This window comes from Pelistega ratti (genome assembly GCF_009833965.1).
GTDB lineage: Bacteria > Pseudomonadota > Gammaproteobacteria > Burkholderiales > Burkholderiaceae_B > Taylorella > Taylorella ratti.
The window spans coordinates 1,309,200-1,329,059 of the sequence record NZ_CP047165.1; the positions used below are offsets into that span (position 1 = coordinate 1,309,200).

Sequence of the window (19,860 nt, forward strand, 5' to 3'; positions counted from 1 at the left end):
GCAGCCATTATTTTTAATATTATTTTCCTACTGCATCCCCTACTCTATTCAAAACCGTGGTATTTTTTGCCTAGGGCAATATTTGCTCTAAAGAACCCTTCCTTACTACCACAATCATAACGAACACCCTCATAGTTGTAGGCAAATATTTTACGCGTTGCCAACATAGCAGCAATACCATCTGTTAGTTGAATTTCACCACCAACACCTCGCTCAATATGGCGTAAATGCTCAAAAATTTCAGGCTCTAAAATATAACGCCCTACGACGGCTTGACGAGAAGGGGCTGTTGCAATATCAGGCTTTTCAACAATACGCTCTACACGCATCGTACGATCCGCACAGTCTTTCCCTGCAATAATCCCGTATTTATAGGTTTCCTCTAACGGTACTTCTTGTGTTCCTAATACACCCCCATTTTGTGCATGTGCTACCTCAATTAATTGCTGAGTAACGGAAATATCCGAATCAATCAAATCATCAGCCAGCAATACCGCAAAAGGCTCATTCCCCACAACAGGTTCTGCACATAAGATAGCATGCCCTAACCCTAAGGGGACAGGCTGACGAATATAAATACAATTCACATTATCTGGTAAAACCCCTTGGATAATAGACAGCAACTCTGTCTTACCTTTTTGCGCCAACTCTGCCTCTAACTCTGGCATGCGGTCAAAATGATCTTCGATAGAACGCTTATGACGACCTGTAATAAAAATCAAATCCGTAATACCTGCCTTTACTGCCTCCTCAACAGCATACTGGATTAAGGGCTTATCCACCACAGGCAACATCTCTTTAGGCATCGCTTTTGTGGCAGGTAAGAAACGTGTACCAAGCCCAGCCACAGGAAAAACAGCTTTACGAATAGGATTCATACTAAAAACCTTTAAAATTAACAAGTACCATCGCTATATTATAATCATATATTTATCTTCACGTTATAAGACAGACAATTAAAAAGAAAGCAAGCCTAGCACATGATTTTTCTGAAAATATCAGAAACACTTCTTATTATTATCTTATAAAAATAGTTAATACAAAGTATTTACACACTCTATTTCACACCGTACAATAACCATTGTAGTAGTACAAAAAATAAATAATCTTATTTTCGCAATTATTCTATGACAACGCATTACTCTACCCCATTACACCAATTACCTGAATGGCAAGCCTATAGCGATGCTATTCGTACTTCCTGTATTAATACCAATCACCTACGTCTTTTAAAGGTAGCAGGACTTACGCTTGATTTAAGTGCACAACGATATTCATCTGAGATAGAGAAGGCAATAGAACAATTATTAACCGCTCGCCAACTGACTACCCATCGTGAGTTACTTTTAAATGGGGGCATAGCTAATCCTATTGAAAATCGCCCTGCTTGGCATACCATGTTACGCCAACCTCATCCACTACCTGAAGTCGCCGAAGAACGTAATCGGGTTCTTGAGTTTGTCCGCCGTACCGATAGTAATCGCCGTTGGCGAAATATTGTTCATATTGGTATTGGTGGTAGCGACTGGGGAGTACGACTGGCAACAGCAGCTTTTGGTTATGCAGGAACATGGCGTCATATTCGTTATGTTGCTAATATTGATGGACACGCGATAGAAGCTGGGTTAGCAGGACTGGATCCCCACGACACCTTAATTGTTGTCGCGACCAAATCCTTTACAACAGCAGAAACATTAGCTAATGCAGATCGTGCACTTGAATGGCTAAAAGCCGCCAAAGTACCTAATCCCTATAACAATATTATTGCTATTACCGCTAAACCTGAGGTTGCCTTAGCTTGGGGTGTGCCTAAGCATAATATTTTTAAATTCTGGAGCTGGGTTGGTGGTCGGTTCTCTTTATGGTCTGCAGTGGGTGTAGCAGCAGGGCTTACCGTAGGATCTAATGTATTGGCAGGCTTACAAAGTGGGGCTCATGCCATGGATCAACACTTTTTAAACGCTCCTATTGCTGAGAATGCACCAATCCAACTTGCCATGGCAGATATTGCCAACCGAAGTATTTTAGGTTATGGTTCTCGTAATTTAGCCGTTTATGATTCACGCTTAGCCAATCTTATCCCTTATTTACAACAGCTTGAGATGGAATCACTTGGTAAATCAGTCGATTTAGACGGTAATCCTATTGAAGTTCCCACAGGGTCTGTTGTCTGGGGAATGCCGGGGACTGATGCTCAGCATACTTTCTTCCAATGGTTACACCAAGGCACAGATGGTGCTCCTGTTGATTTTATTGTCTGCCAGAAAGCAGATCACCGCTATACTGAACACCATCGTCAATTACTGGCACACTGTCTTGCACAGCGAGAAGCCTTATTAAACGGAAAAACAGAAGAAGAAGCCTACCAAGAAAACCTTAACGCAGGAATGGAAGAAGAACGCGCTCGCCTTATTGCTAAACATCGTAAATTAGCTGGTGGCAAACCTTCTAGTCTTATTGTATTACCACAACTCACACCATTTGCTCTTGGTGCATTATTGGCTTTATATGAACATAAAGTTTTTGTCGAAGGGCTAGTCTGGGGCTTAAATCCCTTTGACCAATGGGGGGTTGAGTTAGGTAAAGTATTGGCTAAAGATATTGAAAAAGCCTTAGCCAGTGGACAAACTGATCCACAGACCCATAATCCATCGACAAGTTATTGGATTGAACAATTTGGAGAAGAGTAATACATCTCATTTACTTGGGTAGTATTAAACCATCGGAAGAATTAAGCCTAAAAGGATATTTTTATATAATAACCATAGAGCATATATAGAGATATTGTTTTTTCATTCTTTTAAGTATTTTTAGATTTACCCCACTTATGACAAAACAAACGAATACGTCCACTTACCAAGAAGAAATTGATTTAGTAGAGCTGATTAAAGTGCTTTGGACTAAAAAGATACCCATTTTACTCATTACCTGCCTTTTTGTATTATTGGCAGGTATATATGCTTTTACCGCAAAAGAACAATGGACATCTAAAGCCGAAGTGATTGAACCACAACTTAATGACCTAAATAGTTACCTCACGGTACAACAAGAATATGCTCGGATTTTGCATACCGATTTTAAGGCACAAGAGCTAAGTACACAATTATTTTCTCATTTTACGCGTCTTGCCGCCTCCTCTGATGAGCGCCGTCAGTTCTTTGAACAATCTCCACTCTATCAATCATTAATTGCTGAGAAAAATGAAGAGGTATCTCGCGAAATACTAGAAACATTAGTAGCAACAAATGTCTCTATTGTAAAACCAGATCCCAAAAAAGAACCTAATGCGATTGGTCAACGTTTATCCTTATCGGCACAAACTGCAAAAGAGGCACAAGAAACACTAAACAGTTTCGTACAATTTATTAATGAAAAGGCTTTTTCACTTGATAAACAAAACTTTTTAATCATGTTTGAAAGAAAACTAAACGATTTACGATACGAACAAAAACAAATTAACCAAACCCTTATTGCGCAGAAACAAGTTTCTCTCAATAATTTGGATAATGCCTATACGATTGCTAAAACGGCAGGTATCTCTAATTTTAGTCAAGCCTTTAATGAAAGTGTGACTATCCCTACTTTGGCATTAAGTGATGCAAAAATTCCTCTTTCTGATTCTAAACTATCAGATGGATCATACTTATTTATGTTAGGGACAAAATATCTAAAAGCTCAAATTGATACGATTGCAGAGGCGGATATTATCTACCCACCTCGTTATTATGAAATTACCAATCAGCTTCAAGATTTAGAACCGCTTTATGAAAAAGCGAAAGCTACACGAGCGAATACGTTTAAATATCAAGCTTCTCCTAGTTATCCAATCAAGAAAGATTGGCCCAAGCGCACTATCCTATTATTAATTGGTGCTGTACTCGGTGGAATTATTGGTTCTATTTGGGTTTTACTCCGACATTTTTTAGGACGTAACTAATGGCTAAAAATATTAAAATTATTATCGCTACACATAAACCACACTTTATGCCATCTGACCCGATGTATCTTCCTTTACATGTGGGTAAAGAAGGTAAAGAGGATATTGGTTATCAAGGCGATAATGTTGGAGAAAACATTTCATTAAAAAACCCTTATTTTTGTGAATTAACTGGCTTATATTGGGCTTGGAAGAACCTAACAGCAGATTATATTGGTTTAATCCATTATCGTCGTTTCTTTAGTGTAAAAAGTTATTCTGCACGGAAAAATAGCCCTTTAGAAACATTGTATCTAAGCAGTAAAGAAGCCGATAATCTACTAAGTCAATATGATGTTATCGTCCCAAGTAAGCGTCATTATTATATTGAAACCCTATATTCTCACTATGCAAATACACTATATGCAGAGCATTTAGACGTTACCAGAGAGATTATTGTAGAAATTTGTAATGAGTTTTTAGGAAGTTTTGATACTGTTATGAAACAACGTAGTGGATATATGTTTAATATGTTCATTATGTCCAAAGCATTAGTTGATAACTACTGTGCGTGGTTATTCCCCATTCTCTTTGAATTAGAAAAGCGTATCCCAGCCGAACAATACTCTGCCTTTCATGCCAGATTTTATGGTCGAGTGAGTGAATTATTATTCAATGTTTGGTTAAAACACTATACCGAAAAAACACCATTAAAAATTAAAGCAATTCCTTTTGTATATGGTGAAAAAATTAACTGGTTAAAAAAAGGAACAGCCTTTTTAATGGCAAAGTTTTTTGGTAAAAAATATGAGAAGAGTTTTTAATTTATGAGTATAAATACCATATATAAAACATTACACCATAATAGCCTTATCCTCATTGATGAAGAAAAAAGGGATTTAATAAAAAAAGAATTACTTATTATGATGAATGATCTTAATGAGTTTTTCAAACTTCATAATATTCAGTATTCATTAGGTGGAGGGAGTATGCTTGGTGCAATTAGACATCAAGGTTTTATTCCTTGGGATGATGATATGGATATTAATATGAAAAGATCTGATTTTTCAAAGTTTTATCAACTTTTCCAATCTTCTGAGCTAAGTAAAAAGTATGAACTAGTCATTCCTGGTGATAAAAATTACTATTATCATTTTCCTCGACTAATGAAAAGAAATTCTAAATATCGAACTGTACAAGATTTGCCACTAGATAAAGTTGGATTACCTATAGATATTTTTATCTTAGAGAATATATCAGATAATAAATTTAAGCGTTTTATTCATGGAACAATATCTACTCTACTACTTTATGTAGCCTCCGCAATAAGAACTCATAGAGCAAAAAAACAACTTTATGAACTAGGGTTAGATAAGAAATATTTTAAAAAAATCTGGATTAGAACTTTCTTGACTCCAATATTTTCTTTAGTTAATTATAGATATTGGTTTAGATTAATGGATAGGACTTTTTCCTTAAATAAAACACAAGGAGAAGATATTGTCATTCCCACAGGAAGAAAACATTTCTGGGGAGAAATCTATTCTCGAGAAAAAATGGAAAATATAACTAATCGTCAATTTGAATCATTCCAATTTTCTACTTATAAAGATGAAAGCTATTATCTCCATCTACTTTATGGTGATTATATGAAAATTCCTGAAGACTCTAAGAAAGAAAAACACTCTCTGCTAGAGCTAGTTCTATAAAAATATAATTTATATCAATTCAAGAGAAATACTATGTCTAAAGTTTTAACAATTGCTATTCCTTCCTATAATGTCGAAAATTATATCAATCAGACATTAGACTCAATGGTTACTATAGATAACTTGAACCTACTCGAAATTATTATTGTTAATGATGGTTCAAAAGATAATACTATTAATATTGCTACACAATACGAAAGGACTTATCCTAATAGTATTAAAGTTATTGATAAGGAAAATGGAGGGCACGGTTCAACCATAAATGCTGGACTACAAGTAGCAACTGGAAAATATTTTAAAATTGTTGATGGTGACGATTGGGTAGATTCTAAAGGTTTAGAAAATTTAATTAATTTTCTAAAGGATATAGATGTTGACTTAGTTTTAAATCCTTGTATAAAAGTATATGAAAGTGGAGAAAAAGAAGAGCAAGAACCATTTAAGCCTGGTGCACCTTACAATACTGTACTTCCCTACCAAGATATTTTTAAGTATCTTGGTAAACTCCAAGAAATGCATATGACCACATATAAAACAAATCTACTAAAAGAAAATAATATAAAAATAACAGAAAGAATTTTTTATGTTGATAATGAATATATCCTTTATCCACTGTTATATGTTAATACCGCTTGCTTATTGCAAGAGGAACTCTATCAGTACCGATTAGGAAGAGTAGGACAAAGTGTATCTATCGAATCTCTCGTAAAAAATCGTTTTATGCTAGAAACAGTTATAAAAAATAGCTTAGAGTTTTATTATAGTCAAAGTAAAATACAAAATTTATCACCTATTCGCTCTAAAATATATTTAGATAAAGTTGAACGATTAACTTATGTAAGAACTAGAATTTCTTTATTATATGAAGCCCCTCAAATAGCACAGTCAGAGCTTCAAAATTTTTACAAAGAAATAAAATATAATTACCCTATCTTTTATAATCACTTAAGCTCTAAATTAATAAAATTATTAATTTATACTAAATTTAGATATATAGGTATTATAAAAAATATTTATAGAGTATTGAAAAAATAATATTTAATTACTTAGGTGTTCAATTGAGTGATAAATATTCAAATAAAACTGTTATATATTTAATTGGTTTGGTATGTTATATTACTAATATGTTCTTGAACTATTCAATGTTCAAGTATACTTCTGGTATTCTGCTTGCTAAATTTACTCTTTTCCCTATTATAATTTTATGTTTATTTTATAAAATTTTATTTATAGATAAAGTTTCTCTAAAAGAACTTATTTTCTATTTATTATTCGTTGGAATAGCTGTTATTGTTAGTATTAAATCAGGCAATAGACAAATTTTAACACTATCGTTACTTATAATATCATCAAAAAATATTAATTTTAGGTATATTTTACTTACTTTTCTAATAATAGTACCTTTGCTATTATTTATTACTTTCTTATTTTCGCAAGCAAATATTATTCCAAATTTACAATACTTTAGGGTAAGGGAGGGGGAACTAAAAATAAGAAATTCCTACGGAATGATTTACCCTACTATATTCGCAGCCTACTTACAATATATCGTTATAGGATATTCTTATTTTATGAGAAAAAATAGTTTATCTCATATAACTTTTATTATATTATCCATTTTATGTTTTTTCATTTGTTTATATATGGCAGATGCTAGAATGTCTGCCTATAGCATAGTACTTTACCTATTTATTTTTTATTTTTGTTCATTATTTTTCAGAAATATTGGGCAATATAAAATATTATCTACTTTAACAGTTTTTATATTTCCTTTATTCTTTTGTGCTATTTATTTCTTATCCGCTAAATATGACCCCTCATCATCTATACTAGAAACAATAAATAGTGCATTAAGTGGTCGTTTAAGGTTAGCACATTCAGCACTAGAGACATATGATATACCATTACTTGGACAAGAAATAAAATTTGTAGGATTAGGTGGAGCTGTACAAGATATGGGGGAAGATTATAACTATGTTGACTCCTCTTTTCTACAATTTTTACTTAGTTATGGAACAATTTTTTCTATTTTTTCAACTCTTTTAATGATGGTGATTACTTGGAAAAGAATTAAATTATCAGACTATAGATTTCTAGCTATTATCATAATATTATCGTTTAATAGTATGATAGAGGATAGATTATTGGATATTTCTGTTAATATTTACTGGTTACTAGCATTAGCATATTACAATAATACTAGAATAAAACATGATTAAATTATTATCATTTAAAATTATATTTTTCCTGGGATTAGTAAGCATAATTACTTACTATGCCTGTCCTTTATTATCTTATAATTTATTTACCAATCTTTCTATTATCTCTATTATTTTTTATATTTTATATATTCAACATAACTCTACTAAAAGAGTAACTCATTTACTATATATTTAAACTTTTCAAGAAAAATTATCCTAGGAGTATTCCTATGAATTATGCCGTTATTTTCGCAGGTGGCACAGGTTCTCGTATGAACTCAAAAGTATTACCTAAACAATTTTTAAAAATTTATGGTAAACCCGTTATTATTCACACCCTAGAAGTTTTTCAAAACTGTGATGAAGTTGATGAAATTATTGTCGTCATTTTAGAAGGTTGGGAAGAATACCTTCAATCACTTATTAAACAATATCGTCTTAGTAAAGTTAAGAAAATTGTCTGTGGCGGAGAAACAGGTCAGCAATCCATTTATAATGGATTAAAAGAAATCAAGGAAGACGGTATTGTTCTGATTCACGATGGTGTGAGACCATTTATAACCCAAGAACTTATTAAAGAAAATATTAATGTAGCTCAAAGAGCAAAAATAGCCATTACTTGTGTAAAAGCAAAAGAAACCCTCATATCTGTTGAAAATAACACAATTCAAGATATTTTAAAAAGAGAAGTTTCCTATATGGCAAGAGCTCCACAGACATTTGATATAGCATTATTAAAATCTGCCCACCAAAAAGCGATTACTGACAATAATTTTTCTTTTGTTGACTCCTGTGCTATTGTAAAATACTATTTCCCTAATGCTGATTTTAATATCGTGGAATGCGGCTCTGAAAATATTAAGATTACAACTCAAGAAGACTTTTATTTAGCTAAAGCAATGTTTTCTCTGGAAGAGGATGAACAACTCTACGGATTTAAAAGAGGAGATGAAAAAAAATGATTGATAACCCTATTCTACAAGAGGATTTAGAATTTATAGCAAATAAAATTCTAAATAATGGGTATTTTTCTAATTCAACTATTTTAATAACTGGAGCAACTGGGTTACTAGGTTCTCTTATTGTGAAGAGTTGCCTTTATGCCAATAAAATATTTAATACAAATATCACTGTTTTAGCAACTATTAGAAATAGAGAGAAGGCAGATCAAGTATTCCAAGGCTTTACGAGTAATCCTAAATTAAAGTTAATAACAAATAATTTATTAGAACCAATAACTATTAATGAATCTATTGATTTTATTGTACATACTGCTAGCATTACTGCATCAAAAGAAATGGTAGAGAATCCTACTAGCGTTTTATTAACTGCTTTTGAAAGTACAAAGAATCTTTTAGAATACTTAAAAAAACATTCTAATACTAAAATGGTTTATGTTTCCTCTATGGAATATTATGGTCAGATTTCAGATAACTATGAAAATGTTACTGAAGAGCAATTAGGCTATATAGATTTAAGTAAACCAAGGAGTAGTTATCCTGAGAGCAAAAGAGTCTGTGAGGCATTGTGTAATGCTTATACCGCACAATATAATCTAGAAGTATGTAGCGCAAGATTAGCACAAACTTTTGGAGCTGGAGTTCCTTTATCTGACAGTAGAGTTTTTGCTCAATTTGCCAAAAGTGCTGTAAACAAAACAGATATTATCTTACATACATCAGGACAATCTGAAGGTAATTATTGTTATACAGCAGATGCAATTTATGGGTTATTTTTATTACTGCAAAAAGGACAACAAGGACAAAGCTATAATATTGCCCATAATCATAGTTCTATTCTCAATATGGCAAAGATGGTTGCAGAAAAAATAGGACATAATCAAATTAAAGTTAAAGTTCAAATTCCAGAAAATATTAATAGCCTAGGTTACGCACCAGACGTTAAGTTAAAACTAAATTCAGATAAACTTAAAAATTTGGGATGGCAACCAGAAGTTGACCTTGAAAATATGTTTAAGCGTATGATTAAAAGTTGGGAGTTTTAGTTCATATAGAAACTATCTAGTATAGTAGAATATCTAAGGCTCAAAAGTATACAAACATTAAAAAATATGAAATCACTCAATACAAATTATTTTTCTCGAGTAGATCATCTTCGTTTTTTTGCTGCAATGATTGTTATTTTCACCATTTTAGAGGAAAAATAACACTAGACAATACTACAAACGCTCTAAATTACTTTGCAACAACATGGTTAGTCAATGGTTCTACTGGTGTCAGCCTATTTTTATTTCTTACTGGTTTTCTATTCTGTATCATTAGTGGGTATGGTGGAAAAAAGATCCAATATAAGGGATTTATTTATAACAGAATATTACGTATATTCCCTTTAATGATATTAATGGTTTTTATCGTGATTACCATTAATAGAGTAAACTCTACTCCAATGGATATATTCCGAATATTAACATTACAACTAAACACAGGGCATTCTTACACAGGATAGGGACATAATATTTATCCTATAGGTCCAATATAGACAATTGCTGTTGAATTTCAATTTTATTTACTCTTCCCTTTTCTTGCACACTATTTTTAGCTAAATATGGTTTACGCTATTTAATTGCACTTGTCATATTATTAATTGCATTAAGGTTTAATATAACACTCTTAACCGATAAGCCGATGTATTATAATTTTTATCAATTATTAGCTAAGAAATAATAGTATTTACTTGAAAATAAGTGATAATTTCTTATAAATGCACCCTCTAACAAGCCTATTTTTAACTGATGATAGGGAGTTTCTATAAATTGAGGGCATACTCTAGATTAGTAGTAATGTTAGTCTATAAAAATAAAGATGAGTCCTTATAGATTAAAGATATTTCTACAAAAGTATTTACTAGATTTATTGTGCTAGAAGTAACCTCTTAATTAGTAGCAAATATACTTAGATTAATCCTATAACAAACGTACTCTTTTCTCACAAGACAAGAGGTTATTAACCATTATTTAGCTCTCAAAGCAGCTAAATTTAAAAAGAGAGGAGATAATAAAACCTAATGGGGTTAATTTTACAAATTGGAGAACAAAATAACGTAGACCCAGTAATCGTATTTGGGATATTAAAAAGACAAGTTTTTTACCCTATTATGATATAGAACATCATAAAAATTAAAATGTTATAATATATCAAAAATAAATTTCTTTATCTCCTTTTGTTTATCTTTTAGATTTATTGATAGCCAATTTTATAGCTCTAGGTACACCCTACGAACATCACTTGTATACTCCTAGTTAACAAGCAATTTAAATGTGTAAAGATATACTTACCAATCACTCAGAAACTTAGTATCTTTTTTATATAAGATATGCATAATGTTTCACAAATCTTTAATATTTAGAGTTGATAATTAAGGAGGACACTTGTATATCGTACATCATCGACTCATTATTTAATTTTGTTATATGTCTATTTTGAACTTAAGTGAGAAAACTAACTGTTTAAAGAAAAGAACAGCCTTTTTAGTGGCAAAATTTTTTGGAAAAAATACGAAGCAAACTTTTAACTACGGGAATAAATAATGAAACGTATACTTGTATATGGTATGACCGATAATTTAGGTGGAATGGAAACCTATATTCACAATATATACCAACACCTAGATAGAGATAAAATTCAATTTGATTTTGTATGCGATTTCCCTACAATGACTTTTAGCGATTTTTATCTTAAGAATGGTTGTCAAATCCATTACATTCCACCTAAAAACAAAGGTCTTTTTCGTAGTTTATGGGAAATGCATAAAGTCATTAAGAAGAGACATTATGATACCATTTATTTTAATATTATGAACGCAGGATATGTACTCAATATGCTTCCTGCTTTCTTATTAAGAAAAAAAATTATAGCCCATTCACATAATGCAGACACAACAAAGAAAAAATTACATTACTCATTAAGATGGTTCCTCAATAAATTAAGTGATATAAAACTGGCTTGTTCTGAAAAAGCTGGAGTATTTATGTATGGTAAAAATGAAAAGTACCAAGTAATTAAAAATGGGATTTCTCTTAATAACTATTTCTATTCCAAGGATAGATATAAAAATATTAGAAATACTCTGGGATGGGGTACTAAACCCATAATCTTATATGTTGCCAGAATGAACCATCAAAAAAATCCTTTTTTTGCTCTAGAAATAATGCGAGCTTTAAATAAATCAATACCTGATGCTTCTATGGCTTATGTAGGTGATGGAGAGTTAAAGGAGGATATCGAAAAATATATTTTAAATAAAAATATTAAGAATATCTCTTTTATGGGAATTCGTAATGATGTCAATCAGCTTATGATTGCATCAGATATTCTTATTTTACCTTCTTTATTTGAAGGATTACCCATTGTTGTAATTGAAGCACAAGCATCAGGTTTACCAACACTATTATCAAATAATATTTCAGAAGAAGCAAAATTAATATCTTCAACAGAATTTTTACCAATAGATGATGTAAAAAACTGGGTAAATAAAATTATATCAATCTTAGAAAATAAGAGTCTAAATAGAATAAGTGATAGTACCACCTTAGAAAAAAATGGATATAACATTATTCAAGTTTCTAAGACTATACAAGAAATTTTATTAAGTTAATATTATGAAAATTAGTCTAATTCTTGCATGCTATAACGTATCTAATTATATAGATAAGCTATACCACCTATTAATCTCTCAACCATACAAAAATGTTGAATTTATTTTTGTAGAGGATTGCTCTACAGATAATACAAGAAATGAACTACTTGCCTTAAATGATCCAAGAATACATATTATTTTAAATGAAAAAAATATCGGTGCCGCTAATAGCAGAAATAGAGGTATTGAACAAGCAACAGGAGATTATATTTGGTTTCCTGATCCTGATGATTTATTTGATACTGAATTACTCGTAAAAGTAAGTAAAATTATTGCAGAATTTAGCCCTGACGTAGTTAGTGTTGGAATGCAAGAAAGACATGAAATTAACGGTAAATTATTATACGAGAAAGATATTTTAAGTAAATTTAATGGGCTGATTAAAGAGGATTTCAATCTAGTATTAGTTAATTTAGAAGAAACACTCTTATTTGGATATACCAATAATAAATTTTATAAAAAAGAAATTATTGATAAATATCAAATTAGAAACAAACACCAAGCACTAAAGGAAGACTTTGAATTTAATGTTAAGGTCTTTAATGTGATATCTAACTTCTATATTCTTAATGAGCCCCTATACTTTTATATGAAAAGAAATAATAGCAGCTTAACCACTAAATTTGTACCTGATTATTTTACTATCCATATGAAAACACTTTCCTCCTTTATTTCTCTTTTACAAACGAGAGGAGAATTGAGCCAAACAGCAATAAAATTATTAGTAAATCGATTTATTCGATATGCTTTATCTGCTATTGAGAGAAACACTTCTCCTCATGCAAAACTAACCTTTAAAGCGCAAAGAAAGTGGATTATTAATCATATTTTTAATCAAGACCATTTTAGATTAATGGAAAATAATCCTCACTTAATTACCAAGAAACAAAAACCTATATATTTCTTATTAAAATATAAAATGGCATCACTTTTAGTGGTACTAGGTAATTTTGTAAAAGTAGTCAAAACTAAGCTACCTATTTTCTTTACAAAATTGAAAGGTTAAATAATACAAGGCTATAAAATGAAAAAATACCAGATTATTGAGTTAAGTGCAGAACAGCATCATGCAGGCAGTAAGGCAGTACAAGATATTTTTGAAGTTGCTAAAAGCTTAGGCTATGAATCTCAAATTATTAGAACAGCAACAAATACAGATTCTTTATGGGGAAAAATTAGGCGACAAATACTATTTTTTATTGATTGGCTAACTCTCTACTTTTCTATTACACCCAATTCTTTAGCACTGATTCAACATCCGTATCACCATAGGCAGCTTATTCGCCACTGGGTTCTTAATCAACTAAAAAAAAATAAAAAAGTAAAATTTATCTCCTTTGTTCATGATGTAGAAGAACTAAGAAAGAGTTTATATAACACCTATTATGAAAAAGAATTTAATTTTATGTTATCCATCGCTGACTCTATTATTGTGCATAACAATATAATGAAATCATTCTTTATTAAAAAGGGTATTCCAGAATCTAAATTAATTAGTCTTAAAATTTTTGACTATTTGATAGATAAGCAAAGTTCTGTATCTAAGGCTGTATTTGAACGATCTATTTCAATAGCAGGTAATTTGGATATAAAAAAATCGGCTTATATTGCACAGCTTGGTACTTTAGACATTACTATTCACTTATATGGCCCTAATTTTTCTCATTCCTTAGAAAAATATAAAACTATTCAATATCACGGTTCATTTCCAGCATCCGATATTCCCAATCAGCTTAATTCAGGTTTTGGCTTAGTTTGGGATGGAAATAGTATAGACACCTGTAGTGGCGATTTTGGAGAGTATCTACAATACAACAACCCTCATAAACTTTCACTATATTTAGCTTCAGGGATTCCAGTGATTATTTGGGATAAAGCTGCAGAAGCAGGTTTTGTGAAAGAAAATCATATCGGAGTTTGTGTTTCATCATTAAGTGAATTAAAAAATAAATTAGAGCAAGTATCTGAATATCATTATCAAGAAATGATAAAGAACGTTGCTCATATTTCTGGATTACTACATCAAGGCGAATATACAAAAAGAGCCATAAAATTAGCTGAAAATTTATTTTAAGGTTATATCATGTTTCTGTATCCAGAAATATCTCAAGCATTCATTTTTGGAGAGCAAATGTTTAGAGTGTTATATGGATATATCGCCAAGCATTCAGGAAATGAGTCATTAATTTTTGATACGATAGATAAGTTTACCTTTAGCAATAATGGTATTGAGATTGGTAATGTTTACACTACGTTTTATTCCTTTATTTATGACTTTAATTATATTGGATTTATTCCACTAATTATTATCATTTCACTATATTATGTATTGACTTATCAAAAGATAAAGAGTACAAATATTTCCTGTTTTAGTTTTGCATTATTTATTTATGCTTATTTATTTAACGATCTCATTATGTTAGCTTTTTCTAATAGATTCTACACTACTATATTAGATGCTGGATTTATAAAGATAATAATATTTTCTTTAATATTTAAAACCCTATTTTTAAAAACAAGAGAGAAATAGTATTCTATGAGTACAACCATTAAGAGCATAAAATTCAACTTTATCATGAATTTTATACTGACCGTATCTAATTTTCTTTTCCCTCTTATTACATTTCCTTATGTCTCAAGAATCCTACTTCCTGAGGGAACAGGAAAAGTTGCTTTTGCTATTTCTATTGTAAGTTACTTTGCTATTTTTGCTTCTTTTGGTGTCACAACTTATGGTATAAGAGCTATAGCACAGGTTAGAGATGATAAAGAACGCTTATCTAAAACGGTACATGAACTATTATGTATTAATATTGTATCAATGATAATCGTTTATTTAGCATTAACATTAGCTATATTGACTGTTCCTAAATTCTCTGTAGAAAAAGAGCTCTTTTGGGTAGCTTCACTTTTTATTCTATTTACAATTTTAGGTGTTGAATGGCTATATAAAGGGTTAGAAAAATATCAATATATTACAGTTAGAACAATAATTTTTAAGCTCATTTCATTATTTTTAGTATTTATTTTTGTTAGAAAACAAGAAGACTATATTATTTTTGCTTTTATTTCTATCTTTGCTATTGTTGGATCTGGTATTCTAAATTTCATCAATTCCCGAAAACTTATTAATTATAAAATTTACCATCACTATGAATTTAAGAAACATTTAAAACCTATGTTTTTTTTATTCTTAACTTCACTTGCTATTGCAATCTATACAAGTTTAGATGAGGGTTTATTGGGTTTACTAAGTTCACCAGAACAAGTAGGTTACTACAATGCAGCCGTCAGAGTAAAAGGGGTTTTATTTACATTAATTACCTCTCTAGGTGTTGTTCTATTACCTAGATTATCCTACTATGTTGAAAATAATATGGAAGCTGAATTTCATGAAGCTTTATCAAAATCCACAAACTTTATTATCGTTATTGCCGTCGCTATTGTTATATTTTTTACATTATTTGCCAAAGAAACTATTTTTATTCTTGCCGGAGATAACTATATAGCTTCTATTGTGCCATTACAAATTATAGTATGGGCATTAATACTAAGTGCTATAACAAATATTTTGGGTATCCAAATCCTATTACCCCTCAAAAAAGATAAGCAATTATTATTTTCTGTTTTGTGTGCAGCAACTGTAGATGTTATAGCAAATTTTATTTTAGTACCTAGATTTGCTGCTGTTGGAACAGCTTTAGCTGTTATTGCTGCAGAATTTTCTGTCTTACTCATACAAGTCATTATTTTGCGTAAATATATGAAAATTCTCTTTTCTGGATTACAGTTACATAAGATTATTATTGCGCTATTTATTGCAATATCCTGCGCGCTAGGGGTTACAGAGCTTATTGAGTTTCGTTCAATTTTAACTACCTTTTTATTAGCAGGTTCAATTTTCTTCCTTACTTATTTCACTATTCTTCTTATATTAAAAGAGAAATTTATGATGTATGTCTATAATGCAATCTTTATTCTAAAAGTAAGGGGAACAAAAGTATCGAATAATAGATAAAGAACAGTACCATATATCTTTTATCACCAATTAGTTATTTGAAATATTGTGCTTTGGGGGTAGAATTTTTATCACATTAATTTAACATAATGAGATTAACTCAATTGAAACGCTAATTAGTAATTACTGTTGTACACCCTTTTGTATAAATAAGATAAAATTAGTACATCTACTTTTGATTAATTTAAGAAAACCCTTTTCAAAATCTCTCAAATACTTTTTAATACCAATTTATAAAATATCGTCATCCCAATAATTATTCCAAATAAATCAACAAGATCAATCTACATTAAATTAAAGGTACAATAAAGATAAATTATCTAGACTAAAAATAGATTTTGTATAAAGGTAATGGGAATATGTTAGCCACCAACTTCAAAACTGAAAATAATACCCTCAGAAAACTTATCGGTAATGGTTTGATCTATAAAATTCCTCGTTTTCAACGAGACTATAGCTGGGAGACAGAGCAATGGGAAGATCTATGGGCTGATATTATGAGTATCATAGAAGACACTGATCATCCTGCTCACTATATGGGGTATCTTGTGCTCCAATCAACAGATGATAAATCTTTTGAAGTCATTGATGGACAGCAACGTTTAACCACAACAACTATTATCATTTTAGCCATTTTAAAAAATCTTCAAGATTTAATTGATGCAGGTAATGATATACAAGCGAATACCCAACGATTGAATCAAATTCGTCAGACTTATATTGGCTATTTAGATCCTGTTACCTTAATTTCTCGTCCTAAACTTACCTTAAATCGTAATAATAACGACTATTTCCAAAATTATCTTGTTCCTCTTGGACATTTACCACAACGTGGGTTACGAGCATCTGAACATTTATTGCGTAAAGCTTTTGAATGGTTTTATCAGAAAGTTAATCAATACTTAGAAAAAGAGAGAGGAAATGAAGGTCCTCGATTAGCACAGCTTGTTGAATATATTAGTGATAATCTGTTTTTTACTGTTATTACAGTATCAAATGAATTAAATGCTTATAAGGTATTTGAAACACTTAATTCTCGTGGTGTTCGACTTTCTTCAACAGACTTATTAAAAAACTATCTCTTTTCTATTCTTGATAAAAACCAAGATAATACACATGAGTTACAAAATTTAGAGACACGTTGGGAAAATATAGTAAATCGATTACAGTCAGAGAAATTCCCTGATTTTTTGCGTATTTATTGGAACAGTCGATATAAATTCACACGACACACTGAATTATTTAAAGTTATTCGACATCATATCAAAGATAGAGAAGCCGTCTTTAACCTAATACGAGGAATAGAAGAAGACTTAGATACTTATTTAGCCTTATCTTCTCCTGAAGGATCAAATTGGTCTCTTAATGATAAACGCTTAATTCATACATTAAAACTTTTTCGAGTACGACAACCTTTCTCTCTACTATTGAGTGCCAAGCGTTATTTAGAAACAGACGATTTCTCAACATTATTACGAGCAGTTGTTATTATTTCCTTTAGATATAGCATTATCGGTTCATACAGTCCTACTGATTTAGAGCATACCTATCATCATGTTGTACAGCAAATCAATCAAGGAAAAGCAAATAGCATCCATAAAATATTAAATTTATTAAAACCCGTCTATATTAACGACGATCGCTTTAGTAAAGATTTCACAGAAAAAGTGATTAAAAATACCCGTTTAGCTCGTTTTATTTTGTGTGAACTTGAATACTATACTTCTCAAGCTGAGCTTGATTTTACAAGTGATACATTTAATATTGAACATATTCTTCCCCAAAACGCTCCAGATGGCTGGGGAGGGTTTAACCATGAAGAAATAAACACCTTAACTTATCGATTAGGTAATATGGTTTTATTATCATCAAATACTAATCGCGATGTAGGTGTCCTAGAATATACACAAAAAAGAGAACTTTTAAAACAAAGCCACTTTTCACTTACTCATAAGCTAGCAGAGCAATATGCTGAATGGACTCCACAAACCATTACTGCTTGGCAACGACAACTAGCCAAACAAGCCAAAACTATATGGAGAATAGCACAATTGAGTTAAAAAATAGGTCGTATCCTAAAAATACGACCTATGTTCTAAACTATACCCCCAACCCCCATACTCACATAAAATGGCTGTAATGCTTGATGCTCTTTTAATTGAGCCTTAACCGTATCCGCCACTTCAAGCGCCTCTTTAATCGTAACATCCATATCAAGATAACGATATGTACCAAGTCGTCCAACAAAAGTCACTTTTGTTTCTTGCTGTGCTTTTTCTACATATTGCTGTAATAGAGCTTTATCTTTGACTAAACGAATAGGATAGTATGGAATATCATTCTCTCCACAGGCACGACTAAACTCTCGATAGCAGATAGTTTTCTCATGCTCTTCCCAAGGAGCAAAGTGTTTATGTTCAGAAATACGAGTATAAGGTACTTCTTCATCACCATAGTTAATAACAGCATTCCCTTGGAAATCCCCTTCATCATGGAAAGCTTCAAAATCTAAAGTTCGATAACCTAAACGACCTAACTCAAAATCAAAATAAGCATCTAAAGGACCTGACCAAAAAATATGGTCAAAATCTGATTTCATTGATGTATCAAAAGGTGTATTTAATCGTACTTCAATATTTTTATGATTTAGGATATTTTCAACAATAGCCGTATAGCCCTCTTTTGGCATACCTTGATATTTATGAGCAAAGTAGTTGTCATTATAATTAAAACGCACAGGTAAGCGCTTTAAAATACTCGCTGGTAATTCCTTTGGTTCTACCCCCCATTGTTTTTTGGTATAGCCATAAAAGAATGCTTTATATAAATCTTTCCCCACAAAACGCATCGCTTGTTCTTCAAATGTTTGTGGATCAGTAATTGACATATCTGCTTGGCTTTCAATAAGCGCCTTAGCCTCTTTAGGGGAACAGGTTTTACCAAAGAACTGATTAATAGTATGTAAATTAATCGGTAAAGAATATACTGCACCTTGGCTAATTGTTTTTACACGGTTTACAAACGGCATAAACTCACCAAACTGGTTCACATAATGCCATACCCGCTCATTATCTGTATGAAAAATGTGTGGACCATATACGTGTACCATTATATCTGTCTCTGTATCACGTTCAGTATGGCAATTGCCCGCCACATGATATCGTTGATCAATAACGGTTACTTGATAACCTTGCTCGGCTAATTCACGCGCAATAACCGCATTTGAAAAACCTGCACCAACCAAAAGAAACTTTTTCATCATATCCTTTTTATAATAACTAGTTAATCATTAACAAAAATATTACAAGTGAAACTATATAAACACTCTAAATAGTTACATGATAAAGCACTATCACAAAA

General features: G+C 31.2%; 17 protein-coding genes. 15 read left to right on the plus strand and 2 right to left on the minus strand.

All coding sequences use genetic code 11. The features are described from left to right. Positions 1 to 44 precede the first annotated feature (44 nt). Positions 45 to 878: a UTP--glucose-1-phosphate uridylyltransferase GalU gene (gene galU, locus F9B76_RS05595; protein ID WP_159991228.1), complete on the minus strand. Its 834-nt coding sequence runs from the start codon at positions 876 to 878 to the stop codon at positions 45 to 47. A gap of 249 nt (positions 879 to 1,127) precedes the next feature. Between galU and pgi the strand changes: the two genes are divergently transcribed. From pgi to F9B76_RS05670, 15 genes are all read left to right on the plus strand, one after another. Beyond that, positions 1,128 to 2,690, plus strand: coding sequence for a glucose-6-phosphate isomerase (pgi, locus tag F9B76_RS05600; RefSeq protein WP_159991229.1), 1,563 nt, complete (start codon positions 1,128 to 1,130; stop codon positions 2,688 to 2,690). A 137-nt stretch (positions 2,691 to 2,827) separates the two neighbouring features. Continuing rightward, positions 2,828 to 3,937 (plus strand): LPS O-antigen chain length determinant protein WzzB, encoded by a 1,110-nt coding sequence (locus F9B76_RS05605; RefSeq protein ID WP_159991230.1) that lies wholly within the window; start codon positions 2,828 to 2,830, stop codon positions 3,935 to 3,937. Continuing rightward, positions 3,937 to 4,740, plus strand: coding sequence for a DUF4422 domain-containing protein (locus tag F9B76_RS05610; protein WP_159991231.1), 804 nt, complete (start codon positions 3,937 to 3,939; stop codon positions 4,738 to 4,740). Before F9B76_RS05605 ends, F9B76_RS05610 begins: the two co-directional genes overlap by 1 nt. A gap of 3 nt (positions 4,741 to 4,743) precedes the next feature. Next, positions 4,744 to 5,625: a LicD family protein gene (locus F9B76_RS05615; protein ID WP_159991232.1), complete on the plus strand. Its 882-nt coding sequence runs from the start codon at positions 4,744 to 4,746 to the stop codon at positions 5,623 to 5,625. A gap of 33 nt (positions 5,626 to 5,658) precedes the next feature. After that, positions 5,659 to 6,660 carry a glycosyltransferase family 2 protein gene (locus F9B76_RS05620; protein WP_159991233.1) on the plus strand — a complete coding sequence of 334 codons (1,002 nt, stop codon included), beginning with the start codon at positions 5,659 to 5,661 and terminating at the stop codon, positions 6,658 to 6,660. Positions 6,661 to 6,683: 23 nt separating this feature from the next. Continuing rightward, entirely contained in the window at positions 6,684 to 7,844 is a 1,161-nt protein-coding gene (locus F9B76_RS05625; protein ID WP_159991234.1) for an O-antigen polymerase, read from the plus strand. Positions 7,845 to 8,056: 212 nt separating this feature from the next. Then, positions 8,057 to 8,788 (plus strand): 2-C-methyl-D-erythritol 4-phosphate cytidylyltransferase, encoded by a 732-nt coding sequence (gene ispD / locus F9B76_RS05630; RefSeq protein WP_159991235.1) that lies wholly within the window; start codon positions 8,057 to 8,059, stop codon positions 8,786 to 8,788. Next, complete coding sequence (locus tag F9B76_RS05635; RefSeq protein ID WP_201289281.1) at positions 8,785 to 9,831, plus strand: NAD-dependent epimerase/dehydratase family protein; 1,047 nt, start codon at positions 8,785 to 8,787, stop codon at positions 9,829 to 9,831. The genes ispD and F9B76_RS05635 overlap by 4 nt, the downstream gene beginning before the upstream one ends. A gap of 158 nt (positions 9,832 to 9,989) precedes the next feature. Then, on the plus strand, positions 9,990 to 10,292 hold the full coding sequence (locus F9B76_RS10525) for an acyltransferase family protein (protein WP_423805513.1): 303 nt from the start codon (positions 9,990 to 9,992) through the stop codon (positions 10,290 to 10,292). 1,080 nt (positions 10,293 to 11,372) lie between these two features. Then, the gene (locus F9B76_RS05645) at positions 11,373 to 12,440 is read left to right on the plus strand and encodes a glycosyltransferase (RefSeq protein WP_159991236.1); all 1,068 of its coding nucleotides are present in this window, start codon (positions 11,373 to 11,375) and stop codon (positions 12,438 to 12,440) included. 4 nt (positions 12,441 to 12,444) lie between these two features. After that, positions 12,445 to 13,488 (plus strand): glycosyltransferase family 2 protein, encoded by a 1,044-nt coding sequence (locus F9B76_RS05650; protein ID WP_159991237.1) that lies wholly within the window; start codon positions 12,445 to 12,447, stop codon positions 13,486 to 13,488. A gap of 18 nt (positions 13,489 to 13,506) precedes the next feature. Continuing rightward, positions 13,507 to 14,556 (plus strand): glycosyltransferase, encoded by a 1,050-nt coding sequence (locus tag F9B76_RS05655; protein WP_159991238.1) that lies wholly within the window; start codon positions 13,507 to 13,509, stop codon positions 14,554 to 14,556. Positions 14,557 to 14,565: 9 nt separating this feature from the next. Then, positions 14,566 to 15,012: an oligosaccharide repeat unit polymerase gene (locus tag F9B76_RS05660; RefSeq protein WP_159991239.1), complete on the plus strand. Its 447-nt coding sequence runs from the start codon at positions 14,566 to 14,568 to the stop codon at positions 15,010 to 15,012. Between the two features lie 6 nt (positions 15,013 to 15,018). Then, a complete protein-coding gene (locus F9B76_RS05665; RefSeq protein WP_159991240.1) occupies positions 15,019 to 16,500 on the plus strand; it encodes a flippase in 1,482 nt (493 codons plus the stop codon). Positions 16,501 to 16,859: 359 nt separating this feature from the next. Beyond that, complete coding sequence (locus tag F9B76_RS05670; RefSeq protein WP_159991241.1) at positions 16,860 to 18,560, plus strand: DUF262 domain-containing protein; 1,701 nt, start codon at positions 16,860 to 16,862, stop codon at positions 18,558 to 18,560. A gap of 35 nt (positions 18,561 to 18,595) precedes the next feature. Here the strand turns inward: F9B76_RS05670 and glf are convergent, their stop codons facing one another. Continuing rightward, the gene (gene glf, locus F9B76_RS05675; RefSeq protein ID WP_423805503.1) at positions 18,596 to 19,762 is read right to left on the minus strand and encodes a UDP-galactopyranose mutase; all 1,167 of its coding nucleotides are present in this window, start codon (positions 19,760 to 19,762) and stop codon (positions 18,596 to 18,598) included. Positions 19,763 to 19,860 lie beyond the last annotated feature (98 nt).

Bases quoted from the DNA above. Each gene is read 5' to 3' on its own strand.
- galU (WP_159991228.1), bottom strand. From the start codon at position 878: ATGAATCCTATTCGTAAAGCTGTTTTTCCTGTGGCTGGGCTTGGTACA.
- pgi (WP_159991229.1), top strand. From the start codon at position 1,128: ATGACAACGCATTACTCTACCCCATTACACCAATTACCTGAATGGCAA.
- F9B76_RS05605 (WP_159991230.1), top strand. From the start codon at position 2,828: ATGACAAAACAAACGAATACGTCCACTTACCAAGAAGAAATTGATTTA.
- F9B76_RS05610 (WP_159991231.1), top strand. From the start codon at position 3,937: ATGGCTAAAAATATTAAAATTATTATCGCTACACATAAACCACACTTT.
- F9B76_RS05615 (WP_159991232.1), top strand. From the start codon at position 4,744: ATGAGTATAAATACCATATATAAAACATTACACCATAATAGCCTTATC.
- F9B76_RS05620 (WP_159991233.1), top strand. From the start codon at position 5,659: ATGTCTAAAGTTTTAACAATTGCTATTCCTTCCTATAATGTCGAAAAT.
- ispD (WP_159991235.1), top strand. From the start codon at position 8,057: ATGAATTATGCCGTTATTTTCGCAGGTGGCACAGGTTCTCGTATGAAC.
- F9B76_RS05635 (WP_201289281.1), top strand. From the start codon at position 8,785: ATGATTGATAACCCTATTCTACAAGAGGATTTAGAATTTATAGCAAAT.
- F9B76_RS05645 (WP_159991236.1), top strand. From the start codon at position 11,373: ATGAAACGTATACTTGTATATGGTATGACCGATAATTTAGGTGGAATG.
- F9B76_RS05650 (WP_159991237.1), top strand. From the start codon at position 12,445: ATGAAAATTAGTCTAATTCTTGCATGCTATAACGTATCTAATTATATA.
- F9B76_RS05655 (WP_159991238.1), top strand. From the start codon at position 13,507: ATGAAAAAATACCAGATTATTGAGTTAAGTGCAGAACAGCATCATGCA.
- F9B76_RS05660 (WP_159991239.1), top strand. From the start codon at position 14,566: ATGTTTCTGTATCCAGAAATATCTCAAGCATTCATTTTTGGAGAGCAA.
- F9B76_RS05665 (WP_159991240.1), top strand. From the start codon at position 15,019: ATGAGTACAACCATTAAGAGCATAAAATTCAACTTTATCATGAATTTT.
- F9B76_RS05670 (WP_159991241.1), top strand. From the start codon at position 16,860: ATGTTAGCCACCAACTTCAAAACTGAAAATAATACCCTCAGAAAACTT.
- glf (WP_423805503.1), bottom strand. From the start codon at position 19,762: ATGATGAAAAAGTTTCTTTTGGTTGGTGCAGGTTTTTCAAATGCGGTT.